At 58.3% G+C, this 14,083-nt stretch carries 13 protein-coding genes; all 13 read left to right on the top strand.

Annotated features, from left to right (window positions below):
• Positions 1 to 1,285: 1,285 nt before the first annotated feature.
• The 13 genes from urtA to OUO13_RS04745 all read left to right on the top strand — a co-directional run bounded on the left by urtA (position 1,286) and on the right by OUO13_RS04745 (position 12,970).
• Positions 1,286 to 2,581 (top strand): urea ABC transporter substrate-binding protein, encoded by a 1,296-nt coding sequence (gene urtA, locus OUO13_RS04805; RefSeq protein ID WP_283172719.1) that lies wholly within the window; start codon positions 1,286 to 1,288, stop codon positions 2,579 to 2,581.
• A 161-nt stretch (positions 2,582 to 2,742) separates the two neighbouring features.
• Entirely contained in the window at positions 2,743 to 4,296 is a 1,554-nt protein-coding gene (gene urtB, locus OUO13_RS04800) for an urea ABC transporter permease subunit UrtB (RefSeq protein WP_283172907.1), read from the top strand.
• 3 nt (positions 4,297 to 4,299) lie between these two features.
• Entirely contained in the window at positions 4,300 to 5,460 is a 1,161-nt protein-coding gene (gene urtC, locus OUO13_RS04795; RefSeq protein WP_283172718.1) for an urea ABC transporter permease subunit UrtC, read from the top strand.
• On the top strand, positions 5,457 to 6,287 hold the full coding sequence (gene urtD / locus OUO13_RS04790) for an urea ABC transporter ATP-binding protein UrtD (RefSeq protein WP_283172717.1): 831 nt from the start codon (positions 5,457 to 5,459) through the stop codon (positions 6,285 to 6,287). The genes urtC and urtD overlap by 4 nt, the downstream gene beginning before the upstream one ends.
• A gap of 10 nt (positions 6,288 to 6,297) precedes the next feature.
• On the top strand, positions 6,298 to 6,993 hold the full coding sequence (gene urtE, locus OUO13_RS04785; RefSeq protein WP_283172906.1) for an urea ABC transporter ATP-binding subunit UrtE: 696 nt from the start codon (positions 6,298 to 6,300) through the stop codon (positions 6,991 to 6,993).
• Complete coding sequence (locus OUO13_RS04780; protein WP_283172716.1) at positions 6,990 to 7,883, top strand: urease accessory protein UreD; 894 nt, start codon at positions 6,990 to 6,992, stop codon at positions 7,881 to 7,883. The genes urtE and OUO13_RS04780 overlap by 4 nt, the downstream gene beginning before the upstream one ends.
• A gap of 27 nt (positions 7,884 to 7,910) precedes the next feature.
• Positions 7,911 to 8,213, top strand: coding sequence for an urease subunit gamma (locus tag OUO13_RS04775; protein WP_283172715.1), 303 nt, complete (start codon positions 7,911 to 7,913; stop codon positions 8,211 to 8,213).
• Between the two features lie 29 nt (positions 8,214 to 8,242).
• Positions 8,243 to 8,548 (top strand): urease subunit beta, encoded by a 306-nt coding sequence (locus tag OUO13_RS04770; protein WP_283172714.1) that lies wholly within the window; start codon positions 8,243 to 8,245, stop codon positions 8,546 to 8,548.
• A gap of 45 nt (positions 8,549 to 8,593) precedes the next feature.
• The gene (ureC, locus tag OUO13_RS04765) at positions 8,594 to 10,300 is read left to right on the top strand and encodes an urease subunit alpha (protein ID WP_283172713.1); all 1,707 of its coding nucleotides are present in this window, start codon (positions 8,594 to 8,596) and stop codon (positions 10,298 to 10,300) included.
• Positions 10,301 to 10,309: 9 nt separating this feature from the next.
• On the top strand, positions 10,310 to 10,834 hold the full coding sequence (gene ureE, locus OUO13_RS04760; protein ID WP_283172712.1) for an urease accessory protein UreE: 525 nt from the start codon (positions 10,310 to 10,312) through the stop codon (positions 10,832 to 10,834).
• Positions 10,827 to 11,525, top strand: a complete 699-nt coding sequence (locus OUO13_RS04755) for an urease accessory protein UreF (RefSeq protein ID WP_283172711.1) — start codon at positions 10,827 to 10,829, stop codon at positions 11,523 to 11,525. Before ureE ends, OUO13_RS04755 begins: the two co-directional genes overlap by 8 nt.
• 238 nt (positions 11,526 to 11,763) lie before the next feature.
• A complete protein-coding gene (ureG, locus tag OUO13_RS04750) occupies positions 11,764 to 12,399 on the top strand; it encodes an urease accessory protein UreG (RefSeq protein WP_283172710.1) in 636 nt (211 codons plus the stop codon).
• A gap of 31 nt (positions 12,400 to 12,430) precedes the next feature.
• Positions 12,431 to 12,970: a HupE/UreJ family protein gene (locus OUO13_RS04745; RefSeq protein WP_283172709.1), complete on the top strand. Its 540-nt coding sequence runs from the start codon at positions 12,431 to 12,433 to the stop codon at positions 12,968 to 12,970.
• Positions 12,971 to 14,083: the final 1,113 nt, after the last annotated feature.

Genomic DNA, 14,083 nt, shown 5'->3' with positions numbered 1-14,083 from the left:
GAGCATCCATTAACACCGGATTTCCCCAGCGCAGCTGGCTGCCGTTAATTGCCCATCTGGGCGAGCCGGGATTCACCGCAACGGCCGACCCAGCCGGGGCATGGATGCCCCGCAAGGCCCGTTGGCACAAGGACGTGCCATCGGGCCGGGGTCGAAACGCCGTTGTCGGTGAAAACCGGAAACACGAGCCCAGTCGGGCAAAAGCAGGGGGAGGCCCGCCCGGCCGGGGGACAAGGTCCCCCAAGAGGGCAAACAGCCTGGCCAATTAACAAGCCGAGTAGCCGCAAAGCGCCGGACGCCGGACGCCGGACGCCGGAAGAACAGCATCCACCAGCACACCGCTTTCACCCAGCGCAACTGGCTACGGAATGCCCATCTGGGCGAGCCGGGATTCACCGCAACGGCCGACCCAGCCGGGGCATGGATGCCCCGCAAGGCCCGTTGGCACAGGGACGTGCCATCGGGCCGGGGTCGAACCGCCGTTGTCGGGGAATACCGGATAAACGAGCCCAGTCGGGCAAAAGCAGGGGGAGGCCCGCCCGGCCGGGGGACAAGGTCCCCCAAGAGGGCAAACAGCCTGGCCAATTAACAAGCCGAGTAGCCGCAAAGCGCCGGACGTCGGAAGAACAGCATCCACCAGCACACCGCTTTCACCCAGCGCAGCTGGCTGCCGTTAATTGCCCATCTGGGCGAGCCGGGATTCACCGCAACGGCCGACCCAGCAGGGGCATGGATGCCCCGCAAGGCCCGTTGGCACAGGGATGTGCCATCGGGCCGGGGTCGAAACGCCGTTGTCGGTGAAAACCGGAGACACGAGCCCAGCAGGGCAAAAGCAGGGGGAGGCCCGCCCGGCCGGGGGACAAGGTCCCCCAAGAGGGCAAACGGCCAGGCTATTTAACAAGCCGAGTGGCCGCCAGAAGTCGGACGAACAACATCAAACATGACCCCGCAGACACCGTTGCATTCCAACGCAGGAGCGTTGGAACGAGATAGACACCAGACGCCAGATCCGATCGCGGCCCGACCAAACTACGTCATTTGACGTATACGCACATCACCCCATCCCCGCGCGTCTTCTGCGCATTGGGTAAATCCGCCCTGCCCCTCACTATGAACCTCGACAGTCTGGCTGCCCCGACCGGCAGGCTCTGCCCCCGACACTCCTGCGCTCCTGTGTTGATGCGCCCGCATACGGTCGGTGGGGAAGGCAGTCCAGACGCCTATTTCCGCGTCTATTCACGCGCTTATTTACGCAAAGACCGCAACCGAGAAGAGGAATTACCGGATGAAATTGAAGACTTCCGTACAGTCCGTGCTGTTGGCGACCTCTGTGATGACAGGCACCCTGTTCAGCACCCTGGTAGAAGCAGCCGATACCATCAAGGTGGGCGTTCTGCACTCACTGTCCGGCACCATGGCCATCAGTGAAACCACTCTGAAAGACACCGTGTTGATGATGGTGGAAGAGCAAAACAAGAAAGGTGGTCTGCTCGGCAAAAAACTGGAAGCGGTGGTGGTTGACCCGGCGTCCAACTGGCCGCTGTTTGCGGAAAAAACCCGCGAGCTGCTGACCAAAGACAAAGTCGATGTGATCTTCGGTTGCTGGACGTCTGTATCCCGCAAATCAGCCCTGCCAGTTCTGGAAGAACTGAACGGCCTGATGTTCTACCCGGTTCAGTACGAAGGTGAAGAGTCTTCCAAAAACGTGTTCTACACCGGTGCGGCGCCTAACCAGCAAGCCATTCCAGCCGTGGATTACCTGATGAACGATGTCGGCGTAAAACGCTGGGTTCTGGCCGGTACTGACTACGTTTACCCACGTACCACCAACAAGATTCTGGAAGCCTACCTGAAAGCCAAGGGCGTGCCGGAATCCGACATCATGGTGAACTACACCCCGTTCGGTCACTCCGACTGGCAGTCCATCGTTTCCGACATCAAGAAGTTCGGTTCTGAAGGCAAGAAAACCGCGGTAGTGTCCACCATCAACGGTGACGCCAACGTACCGTTCTACAAGGAACTGGCCAACCAGCAGATCAGCGCCGAAGACATTCCGGTGGTAGCGTTCTCCGTGGGTGAAGAGGAACTGTCCGGTATCGATACCAAACCTCTGGTTGGCCACCTGGCTGCCTGGAACTACTTCCAGAGCGTGGATACCCCGGAAAACGCTGCCTTTATCAAGCAATGGCAGGCCTACACCAAGAATCCGGATCGCGTAACCAACGACCCGATGGAAGCCACTTACATCGGCTTCCAGATGTGGGCCCAGGCCGTTGAAAAAGCCAAGACCACTGAAGTCGAAAAGGTTGAGCAAGCCATGATTGGCCAGGAAGTGAAAAACCTGACCGGTGGCACTGCGGTGATGAACAAGAACCACCACCTGAGCAAGCCAGTGCTGATTGGCGAAATCCAGGACGATGGCCAGTTCTCGGTGGTATGGCAAACCGAAGGTGTGGTTCCGGGTGATGCCTGGTCTGACTTCCTGCCAGGCTCCAAAGACCTGATTGCCGACTGGACTGCTCCAATCAAGTGCGGCAACTACAACACCGTTACCAAAACCTGCTCTGGTCAGAACTTCTGATCCGGCACCGGCAGCCGCGCCCTGCGGCTGCCGTTTCCCTGCTTACCCGCGTATTCGTTAGCCCGGCTCAAGCCGGACAACACCCTCGGAAAAACCCTGGAAGGAGGTCCCTTGTGACTTATCCTGCTCTCACCGGCTGGCGTCAGCTGGTACTCACCCTGATGCTGTTATGCCTGAGTTTTGGCAGCCGCGCCGCCACTCTGGATGAATCCGTGGCGTTGCTGAATGGCAGCTTCAACGACAAATCCACCGCCGTTCAGAACCTGATGAGCGTTGGTCATGACCAGACCTCGGTATGGCTGCAAGCCCTGCTCGACGGCAATCTGTATACCGATAAAGCCAGCAACCAGGTGGTTCTGCTGGTGGCCGAACAACCCGAATTTTCCGTGCAGGAGCTGGTCAGTGGCCGCACCTATAGCTCCAGCAAAAGTGATCTCAAACGCATCATGATCAACAACGCCCTGCGCAAGGAACTGCGGGTGGCGTTGTCATCGCTGGCACTCACCAGCGCCGACAGTCAGGTGCGTCTGACCGCCGTGCGCTCACTGATGGGCAGCCCCGACCCGGCGCTGACCGAACGCCTGACCAGCCTGCAGCTGCAGGAAACCAATAGCGATGTGCGTGACGCCATGACCGTAGCGCTGGCCATCAACGAAGTGCGTAACGCCAGCAAACCGGGCCGTAATGCCATTGAAGTGCTGGGCGACAGCCTCGAACCGGAAGCCCGTAACGCCCTGCAGCAATTACACGACCGCAACCCGGCAGCGGCCGAAGGCAAACTGGCGGCCAAATCGCTGGCCAATATCGAACGCAAGATTCTGTGGTCCGGTTATATCGAAACCCTGTTTTTTGGCCTGAGCCTCGGCTCGGTGCTGGTGCTGGCGGCGATTGGTCTGGCCATTACCTTCGGGGTGATGGGCATCATCAACATGGCGCACGGCGAACTCATCATGCTCGGCGCTTACACCACCTACGGTATCCAGCTGCTGATGCCCGACCATATCGGCCTGTCGGTGCTGGTGTCGATTCCGGCAGCGTTTGTGGTGTCGGGGCTGATGGGCATTCTGATTGAACGGTCGGTGATCCGCTTTTTGTACGGCCGTCCCCTGGAAACCCTGCTGGCGACCTTTGGTATCAGCCTGATCCTGCAACAGCTGGTGCGCACCTTTGTGTCACCACAAAACCGCACCGTACAAACCCCGGACTGGATGACCGGCTCGCTGGAGCTGAGCCCGGTGCTGTCGCTGACCTGGAACCGTATCTACATCCTGATCTTCTGCCTGATGGTATTTGCGCTGCTGTTTGTGCTGCTGAAGCGCACCCGCCTCGGTTTGCAGGTGCGTGCGGTTTCCCAGAACCGTGCCATGGCGCGCGCCATGGGTGTGCGTTCGGCGCGGGTGGATGCACTCACCTTTGGTTTGGGTTCCGGTATTGCCGGGGTCGCCGGGGTGGCGCTGAGCCAGCTCACCAACGTTGGTCCGAACCTTGGCCAGGCCTACATCATCGACTCCTTTATGGTGGTGGTCTTTGGTGGAGTCGGCAATTTGTGGGGCACGCTGGTGGCCGGTTTGTCACTGGGGGTTGCCAACAAGGTGCTGGAGCCTACGGCCGGTGCGGTGCTGGCGAAGATCCTGGTGCTGGTTTTTATCATTCTGTTTATCCAGAAATTCCCGCGTGGCCTGTTCCCGCAAAAAGGCCGGTCGGCGGAGGGTTAATCCATGACTGCAGCAAACGAACTCAACCTGATCCAGCCGCGTCTGCTGGATAAAGGCAGCCAGCGCTTTCTGCTGGTGCTCATCGCCGTGGGTGTACTGGTGCCAGTGCTCAACCTGCTGGTGCCGGAATCCAGTGGCCTGCACCTGTCGACCTACACCGTTACCCTGCTGGGCAAGTATCTGGCCTATGCGCTGCTGGCGCTGGCTGTGGATCTGGTCTGGGGTTACCTCGGCATTCTGAGCCTGGGTCACGGTGCGTTTTTTGCCCTCGGCGGTTATGCCATGGGTATGTACCTGATGCGCCAGATTGGTGATCGTGGTGTGTACGGTAACCCCGACCTGCCGGACTTTATGGTGTTCCTGAACTGGAACGAGCTGCCATGGTACTGGCACGGCTTTGACCAGTTCTGGTTTGCCATGCTGATGGTACTGGTGGCACCGGGTGTGCTGGCGTTTGTATTTGGCTGGTTCGCGTTCCGCTCACGGGTCACCGGGGTGTATCTGTCGATCATTACCCAGGCCCTGACCTATGCCCTGCTGCTGGCGTTTTTCCGTAACGAAATGGGCTTTGGTGGCAACAACGGCCTCACCGACTTCAAGGACATTCTCGGCTTCAGCCTGCAGGCAGATACCACTCGCATTGCCCTGTTCAGCGCGACCGTGCTGGCACTGGCACTGGGTTATCTGATCTGCCGGGCAATCATCATCAGCCGCCTCGGCCGCGTGGCCATGGCGGTGCGGGATGCTGAAAACCGTGTACGGTTTGTTGGTTACCGGGTCGAGCACATCAAGCTGTTTGTGTTCTGTGTGTCGGCCATGCTGGCCGGTGTGGCGGGTGCGTTGTACGTACCGCAGGTGGGCATTATCAACCCGTCGGAGTTCTCGCCGCTGAACTCCATCGAAATGCTGATCTGGGTGGCCGTGGGTGGTCGTGCCACGCTGTACGGTGCCGTGATTGGTGCCCTGCTGGTGAACTACGCCAAAACCTGGCTGACCGGTGCCCTGCCCGACGCCTGGTTATTCGCACTGGGAGCCCTGTTTGTGGTGGTTACCCTGTTTATGCCAAAAGGTATTGCCGGTCTGGTGCAGCAGTACCGCGATATGCGCCAGCAAGCCGCCCGCAATAACGGTGGTGCTGACAAGGTTGAGGAGAAAGCCGCATGAGTGTTTCCAGCCTGTTTAACGAACTGCGCCAGACCGATCAGGTGTTCAGTTTCATGCAACCGCAGGGGGCGACCAACCTCAACATCGACAAGGGTGTGATTCTGTATCTGGAAGACATCAGTGTCAGTTTTGATGGCTTCAAGGCCATCAACAACCTCAACCTCTACATCCGCGAGGGCGAGCTGCGTTGCATCATCGGCCCTAACGGTGCGGGCAAAACCACCATGATGGACATCATCACCGGTAAAACCCGCCCCGACAGCGGCAGCGCCTGGTTCGGCCAGAACATCAACCTGCTGGAAATGGACGAACCGGCCATTTCCAAAGCCGGAATTGGCCGCAAGTTCCAGAAACCGACCGTGTTTGAGCAACTGTCGGTGTGGCACAACCTCGAACTCTGTATGGCCGCCCCAAAAACCGTGTTCACCACCCTGAAAGCCCGTCTGAACGGTGAACAGCGTGACCAGATCAACAAGGTGCTGACCCTGATCGGCCTGCAGGATCAGCGTTTCCTGAATGCCGGTGCCCTCTCACACGGCCAGAAACAGTGGCTGGAAATCGGCATGTTGCTGATGCAAAAGCCGCGTCTGCTGCTGGTGGATGAGCCGGTAGCGGGTATGACGCATCAGGAAATGGACCGCACCGGAGAGCTGTTAACCAGCCTCGCCGGTGAGCACAGCATTGTGCTGGTGGAACACGATATGGACTTCGTACGCTCCATTGCCCGCCACGTTACCGTGCTGCATCAGGGCAGCGTGCTGGCGGAAGGCACCATGGATCAGGTGCAGTCCAATCCGAAAGTTGTTGAAGTGTATCTGGGGGAATAACGGCATGAGTTTGTTAGCCATCAAGGGCCTGAACCAGTTTTACGGACAGAGCCACACCCTCTGGGATCTTGACCTTACGGTCAACAAAGGCGATTGTATCTGCATTATGGGCCGTAACGGCGTCGGCAAGACCACCCTGATGCAAAGCATCATGGGCTTGTTGCCACTGGCGTCGGGCTCCATCGAGTTTGACGGGCAGCCCATTCACAAACTCAGCGCCGAGGCTCGCGCCCCGCTGGGTATCGGGATTGTGCCGCAGGGCCGCCAGATTTTTCCACTACTGACCGTAGAAGAAAACCTGCTGATTGGTCTGCCTGCCCGTGGCGATGGTCTGAAAACCATTCCGCCGTTTATTTTTGAATTGTTCCCGGTGTTGCAGCAAATGCTGCATCGTCGTGGTGGAGACCTGTCGGGCGGTCAACAGCAGCAGCTGGCAATTGGACGGGCGTTAGCCATTAATCCCAAGCTGCTGATTCTCGATGAACCCACGGAGGGGATTCAGCCCAACGTGGTGGCCGAGATTGCCGACATTATCCGCCGACTTAACCGCGAAATCGGCCTGACCGTGATTCTGGTCGAGCAAAAGCTGCCATTTGCCCGTAAGGTGGCAGATACCTTCTGCATCCTCGACCGTGGACGCGCGGTTGCCGCCGGTCGAATGGATGAACTGGATGAACGCCTGGTCAAGGAGTACCTCACGGTATGACCCTGCTGAGTGCAGCCGCCGAGCTGCCACCTGCTGTACCCGAAGTTGCTGAACGCAGCTGGCCCGCTTCCCTGCACTTGCGTCTGGAAGCGGGCGAGCAACGCACCCGTCTGGCCCGTATGGCATTTCATGGCCCATTACGGGTTCAGCGCCCTTTTTATCCGGAAGGCGATGTTTGCCATCTGTATCTGTTACATCCGCCCGGCGGGCTGGTATCCGGTGACCGCCTGGGCATTGATGTTCATGTCACTGCTGGTGCCCACGGCCTGATCACCACCCCTTCTGCGGGCAAGATTTACCGCTCCGACAGCCAGAATGGCCAACAGCGCCAACAGGTACAGCTGACTCTCGAAGCCGGTGCCAGCCTCGAATGGCTGCCGATGGAAACCCTGATTTACGACGGTGCCAATGGCCAGTTATCCACCCGGGTGGAACTGGCCACAGGTGCCCGCTTTATTGGCCTCGACATGATCTGTATTGGCCGCCCGCACAGTGCCTTGCCGTTTCTGAGTGGCCGCGCCGAACAGCGCCTGCACATTCTGCAAGACGGCAAACCGGTACTGATCGAACGCCTGTTACTCGACGCCAATCAACCGCATTGGCAACAGGCGGCCGGTTTTAACGGCTGCCACGTTGCCGCCACTCTGGTGGCCGCCGGTCTGCCCCAGCCTCAACAAATCGCTGAATCCCTGCGTGAACAGATTCCCGAACTGGCAGCCCTAAAGCAGCCGGAACAGTTCAGCATCAGCGTACGTCTGGGCCTGTTACTGGTGCGTTATCTCGGTAATAACAGTGAATACGGTAACCAGATTCTGCGCCGGGTATGGGCGCAGCTGCGGCCTTTGCTGTGGCACAAGCCACCTTGCGCGCCGCGTATCTGGAACACCTGATTAACCCATTTTTCAAGGAGCCCCTGCATGGAGCTTTCACCACGCGATAAAGACAAACTGCTGCTGTTCACCGCAGGAATGGTGGCCGAGCGTCGCCTCAACCGGGGCCTGAAACTCAACTACCCGGAAGCCGTCGCCTACATCTCGATGCTGGTACTGGAAGGTGCCCGCGACGGCAAAACCGTGGCGCAACTGATGAGTGAGGGCCGTGAGTTTCTGGGCCGCGATCAGGTGATGCCGGAAGTCTGCGGCATTCTCCACGAAGTACAGGTGGAAGCGACCTTCCCCGATGGCACCAAGCTGGTGACCATCCACGACCCGCTGCAATAAGCCTCAGGCCCGACGGACAAGGAGCGAACATGATTCCCGGTGAATACATTCTGCAAAGTGGCGACATCGAACTGAACGAAGGCCTGCCAACCTGCACCATTCGTGTGATCAACCACGGCGACCGCCCGATTCAGGTGGGGTCGCACTACCACTTTTTCGAAACCAATCCGGCGCTCGATTTTGATCGCGCAGCTGCCCGTGGCATGCGCCTGAACATTGCCGCTGGCACCGCCGTGCGTTTTGAACCGGGTCAGACCCGTACCGTTGAACTGGTTGCCCTTGGCGGCAAACGCCGGGTATTCGGCTTTCGTGGCGAGGTGATGGGCGACCTGTAAGTTGCCCCCAGCCCCTAACCGGATAACCCGCTCAAGGAGAATTGTATGGTAACCATTTCCCGTCAGGCCTATGCCGACATGTTTGGCCCCACCACTGGTGACCGTGTGCGTCTGGCCGATACCGAGATCATTATCGAAGTCGAAAAAGACTTCACTGTTTACGGCGACGAAGTGAAGTTCGGCGGCGGCAAGGTCATTCGTGATGGTATGGGCCAAGGCCAGCTGACCCGCGCCGAGGTCATGGATCTGGTAATCACCAACGCCCTGATCCTCGATCACTGGGGCATCGTCAAAGCCGACGTTGGTATCAAGGACGGCAAAATCGCCGCCATCGGCAAGGCCGGTAACAGCGATACCCAGAATGGCGTGACCATGGACATCGGTGCCAGCACCGAAGTGATTGCCGGTGAAGGCCAGATTCTGACCGCCGGAGCCATCGACGCTCACATTCACTTTATTTGCCCACAGCAATTCGAAGAAGCGCTGATGGCAGGCACCACCACGCTGATTGGTGGTGGCACAGGCCCAGCCACCGGCACCAACGCCACCACCTGTACTCCGGGTGCCTGGCATCTGGCGCGTATGCTCGAAAGCACTGACGTGTTCCCGATGAACGTCGGCTTTCTGGGCAAGGGTAACGCCAGCCAGCCGGAAGCACTGGCCGAACAGATCGAAGCCGGTGCCTGCGGCCTCAAGCTGCACGAAGACTGGGGCACCACTCCGGCCTCCATCGACTGCTGCCTGACCGTGGCCGACCAGTACGATGTGCAGGTGGCGATTCACACCGACACCCTCAACGAATCCGGCTTTGTGGAAGACACCATTGCCGCGTTCAAAGGCCGCACCATTCACACCTATCACACCGAAGGTGCCGGTGGTGGCCACGCGCCGGACATCATCAAGGCCTGTGCCGAGCTGAACGTATTGCCGTCGTCCACCAACCCGACCCGGCCGTACACCATCAACACCATCGACGAACACCTCGACATGCTGATGGTGTGCCACCACCTCGACCCGGCGATTCCGGAAGACGTGGCTTTTGCCGATTCCCGTATCCGTAAGGAAACCATTGCCGCCGAAGACATCCTGCATGACCTCGGCGCGTTCTCGATGATCTCCTCCGACTCCCAGGCCATGGGCCGTGTCGGTGAGGTGATCATTCGTACCTGGCAAACCGCCCACAAGATGAAAGTGCAGCGTGGCCTGCTCGACGAAGACCAGACGCTGGGTTGCGACAACTTCCGCGCCAAACGTTACATCGCCAAATACACCATCAACCCGGCCATCGCCCACGGTGTCAGCCATGTAATTGGCTCCATCGAAGTCGGCAAGCTGGCGGATCTGGTGCTATGGAAACCGGCGTTTTTTGCCGTCAAACCATCGCTGATCCTCAAAGGCGGTTTTATCGCCGCCGCGCCGATGGGCGACGCCAACGCCTCGATTCCAACCCCACAACCGGTGCATTACCGCCCGATGTTTGGTGGTTTTGGAGTGACTGCGGGCAAAACTTCGCTGGCGTTTGTCAGCCAGGCCGCCATTGATAACGGCCTCGGCCAGCGTCTGAAACTGAACCGTCAGCTCGAAGCCGTAAAAGGCTGCCGTACCGTGACCAAGGAAGACATGGTGCACAACGCCTGGCGCCCAACCGTGGAAGTTGACCCGCAAACCTACGAGGTAAAGGCCAACGGTATTCCGCTGATTTGTGAACCGGCTGAACGTCTGCCGCTGGCACAGCTGTACAGCCTGTTCTGAGGATTTTTCATGCTCAAGGTAATTGATAAACACACCGGCCCGGCCGAGATCAGCGGCATTCTCACCCTGCCGTGGGAAATTCGTCAGAAAGGTCGCTTCCGCACCTTTACCGATGCGGGTGAAGAAACCGGTGTGTTCCTGCCGCGCGGCGGCGTGTTACGCGAAGGTGAACTGCTGCAAACCGAATGCGGCAAGGTGCTGCAGGTGCGCGCACGTCCGGAACGCCTTACCGAAGCACGCGCCAACGACTGGTTAACCTTCAGCCGGGTCTGTTACCACCTCGGCAACCGCCATGTGCCACTGCAAATCGGCGAGTTGTGGGTGCGCTTCCAGCCGGATCATGTGCTGCAGGAAATGGTGGAACTGCTGGGCCTGCAAACCAGCAGTGTTGAAGCCGGTTTTAACCCGGAAGAAGGCGCTTACAGCGGCGGCCATCACCATCATCACGATACCAATACGGTCGGCAGCATGGACTTTGGCCAGCAACGCTCTCAGGGCGTGGTGAATCTGGGACAGGAATTTGGTCATGACTGACAGCCTGCTGTGCCTGTCTGCAGCAACCACCAGCCCGCTGGAGTTATTGCAGCTGTTGCAGCTGAGCAGTGCGTCTCTGCCGATTGGTGCCTTTGCCTGGAGTCAGGGTCTGGAAGCGGCGATTGATCAGGGCCAGGTCAGCAACGCCGAAGAGCTGCAAGCCTGGCTGACCACTGTCTGTGAACAGGGGTTGGCCTGGCTGGAATTACCGATCATGGCGCGCTGTTACGACGCCTGGCAGCGCCACGACGTCGACAGTGTCAATCACTGGCAACAGTGGTTATTGGCCAGCCGCGAAACCCGCGAGCTGCTGGACGAAGAAACCCAGATCGGCGGCACCTTCAAGCGCCTGCTGAAACAGCTGGGCCAACTGCCCGACCAGCTGCCGGAACAGTCAACCTACTGCGGCTACTACGCACTGGCAGCCAGTCAGCGCGGCATCAGCATCGCCGCCGCCCAACTCGGCTGGTGCTGGGGCTGGCTGGAAAATCAGGTGCTGGTGGCCTGCAAAACCATCCCGCTGGGCCAGACCCACGCCCAGCAGGTGTTAAACACCATGTTGCCCGTACTGGTGCGCAGCTGTGAATTCAGCCGCCAGCTGGCGGACGACGACATCGGCAACACCCTGCCGGGACTGGTAATGGCCTCCGCCCGCCACGAATACCAGTATTCGCGGTTGTTCCGGAGCTAGCCCCAAAACACAAACCGCAGGTCGGAACAGCCGAAGGCGTCATCCGACTGGTAAACCCGTAGGTCGGAAGAGCCGAAGGCGTTATCCGACGAATAAACCCGCAGGTCGGAAGCGCCGAAGGCGTTATCCGACTCGGAGCAACATTGACGGCACGAGCGGCCCATCCCGCTCAAACGAATACAACCCAATTGAAAAGGCACTGGCCAACGCGCCATGGCCGGAACTGCGAGGAGAAAACATGAGTACACAATGTCTGCGCGTCGGAGTCGGTGGCCCAGTGGGCTCAGGTAAAACCGCCCTGCTGCGCCAGCTCTGTCTGGCCATGCGTGATCACTACAACATCGCCGTGGTCACCAACGACATCTACACCAAGGAAGACGCCGAATTCCTGCTGCGCAACGAAGCCCTGTCGGCCGACCGCATCATGGGTGTAGAAACCGGCGGCTGCCCGCACACCGCCATTCGTGAAGACGCCTCCATGAACCTCGCCGCCATCGACGAACTGATGGAACGCCATCCAGACCTCGAACTGGTACTGGTCGAAAGCGGCGGCGACAACCTCAGCGCCACCTTCAGCCCGGAGCTGTCCGACATCACCCTGTACGTGATCGACGTGTGTGCTGGCGACAAGATTCCGCGCAAAGGTGGCCCCGGCATCACCCGCTCCGACCTGCTGATCATCAACAAGACCGATCTGGCACCGATGGTAAACGCCTCACTGGATGTCATGGACCGCGACGCCCGCAAGATGCGTGGTGAAAAGCCATTTGTATTCACCAACCTGATCCGCGCTGATGGCCTTAAAACCATCATCGACTTTATTGTCACCGAGGGCATGCTGGCCCGTCGCGACGTAACCCTGCCAGCGGCATAAGCCGCTGTTGTCTGCCCCAAGGAGACTGAACATGAAAGTTGCAACTTACGCCGCACTGGGCTCCCTGACCCTGATTTCTTCCCAGGCACTGGCCCACCCAGGCCACGAAGTGACCGGCAATGCCCTGCTCAACGGCCTGCTGCACCCGTTCACCGGCATGGACCACATGCTCGCCCTCACCGGCCTCGGTGCCATGGCCGCACTGGCAGCCACTCGCAAAGTCCACCAGCTGCTGCTGGCCCTGATCGCCACCGTCGCCGCTGGCGCCATCGGCGGCCTCATGACCACCTCCGCGCTGGCACTGGAATTTATGCTCGGCCTGTCACTGCTGGCCATGCCAGTACTGCTGATCAGCCACCGCGGCAACCAGATCGTACAGAACAGCGCCATCGGCGCCGCCCTGCTGTTCAGCCTCGCCCACGGCGCGGTACAAGGCGCAGAATCCGCCGGCATGACCATGGCCGTCGTAGGCCTCGTACTGTCCAGCAGCCTGCTGATGCTCGGCGGCTTTGGCATCACCCGCCTCGCCCTGAAACAACGCATGCAACTGGCCGTTGTACGTAAAGACTGATACCTCCCCCGCTACCGGCCGAGACTGGTAGCGGGGTTTTATCTTTGTTCGATCAGCCTGTTGCCGGAATGTGGGGGATTGAGGAGCGGATGGTGAATCGAGGATTTGGTTCTTACTGCTTATGAGTTATTTGGGTTTGGGGGAAGCGTTGAAAATCACCGGACGAAGTTAAGCGCAGCTTGCCAAAGATCCGCTGGATTATGATGTTAAAAGGCATTCTTACTCCCACGATAGAAGCGGATTATGACCAATGACGCTATGGCACACCCCATGAAAAGCCAGAACGAACTGATGCTGAAAAATAAGCCCTTTAGTGATTGCAGTACGCATACGTATTCATGACTTATAACGTCCGCATTTGGGGCCGTAGTGCAGTTGCGGTGCAACGGACCGGAGGTCCAAGCGGCGTAGCCGCTGAGCCAACATGCGTTTGTTAATTATTTTTACCACGGCACACCATTGATTTCTGCCAAAAGAGCTAAAACCAACATTAAGCCAATAGGTATAAATGTTACCACCTGAACTTTTCTACTTATTATTCTCCACTTTAATGCACTCAATATTAGATACGGAATCCAAATTACCGAGGAAAAAACAACCATATAACCAACTACATACAACCCCTCATAATACACTGGATTATCTTTACTCAGGAAAGCAACAAACCCCGAAATAGCAACACAAACTGGCAAACACATAATCATTGCCAAGACAATCGCAAATTTCTCACAAATATTAGTCATACTTAGAAAGACAATTAACGCCAAGTTCAGTGGTGGCCGGAACGGAGTGCCAGCTTACACAATAAAATGTGCGCAACACATTGTGCAAGAAGGCGCGAAGTGTAGGCCATCCACTGCAACGCCTGGTTAAGTGCCGGCCCATTCGGGACTGACGCCGGGGCGTAAGTAACCCCATATTCTTACGCCGCTACTATTCATACAATATGGCACACCTGCCCTTCTAACCGCGTCAATGAGCATGGGAGTGATCTTGCCCCGTTTTAACGGACACCTTTTGACGTTACAGAAGGTGCCCAATGCCAGCCTACAAGAACCAGAAAAAGACAAAGCAGTACTCACTGGAATTCAAGCGATCAGCCGTTGAGATGAG

It is taken from the genome of Parathalassolituus penaei, assembly GCF_026626885.1.
Lineage (GTDB): Bacteria > Pseudomonadota > Gammaproteobacteria > Pseudomonadales > Oceanobacteraceae > Oceanobacter > Oceanobacter penaei.
The sequence above is the reverse complement of the archived record's forward strand: the minus strand, read 5'-3'. Positions and strand labels throughout refer to the sequence as shown.

Excerpts from the sequence above, each read along its gene's own strand:
- urtA (WP_283172719.1), top strand. The coding sequence starts at position 1,286 with ATGAAATTGAAGACTTCCGTACAGTCCGTGCTGTTGGCGACCTCTGTG.
- urtB (WP_283172907.1), top strand. The coding sequence starts at position 2,743 with ATGCTGTTATGCCTGAGTTTTGGCAGCCGCGCCGCCACTCTGGATGAA.
- urtC (WP_283172718.1), top strand. The coding sequence starts at position 4,300 with ATGACTGCAGCAAACGAACTCAACCTGATCCAGCCGCGTCTGCTGGAT.
- urtD (WP_283172717.1), top strand. The coding sequence starts at position 5,457 with ATGAGTGTTTCCAGCCTGTTTAACGAACTGCGCCAGACCGATCAGGTG.
- OUO13_RS04780 (WP_283172716.1), top strand. The coding sequence starts at position 6,990 with ATGACCCTGCTGAGTGCAGCCGCCGAGCTGCCACCTGCTGTACCCGAA.
- OUO13_RS04775 (WP_283172715.1), top strand. The coding sequence starts at position 7,911 with ATGGAGCTTTCACCACGCGATAAAGACAAACTGCTGCTGTTCACCGCA.
- OUO13_RS04770 (WP_283172714.1), top strand. The coding sequence starts at position 8,243 with ATGATTCCCGGTGAATACATTCTGCAAAGTGGCGACATCGAACTGAAC.
- ureC (WP_283172713.1), top strand. The coding sequence starts at position 8,594 with ATGGTAACCATTTCCCGTCAGGCCTATGCCGACATGTTTGGCCCCACC.
- ureE (WP_283172712.1), top strand. The coding sequence starts at position 10,310 with ATGCTCAAGGTAATTGATAAACACACCGGCCCGGCCGAGATCAGCGGC.
- OUO13_RS04755 (WP_283172711.1), top strand. The coding sequence starts at position 10,827 with ATGACTGACAGCCTGCTGTGCCTGTCTGCAGCAACCACCAGCCCGCTG.
- ureG (WP_283172710.1), top strand. The coding sequence starts at position 11,764 with ATGAGTACACAATGTCTGCGCGTCGGAGTCGGTGGCCCAGTGGGCTCA.
- OUO13_RS04745 (WP_283172709.1), top strand. The coding sequence starts at position 12,431 with ATGAAAGTTGCAACTTACGCCGCACTGGGCTCCCTGACCCTGATTTCT.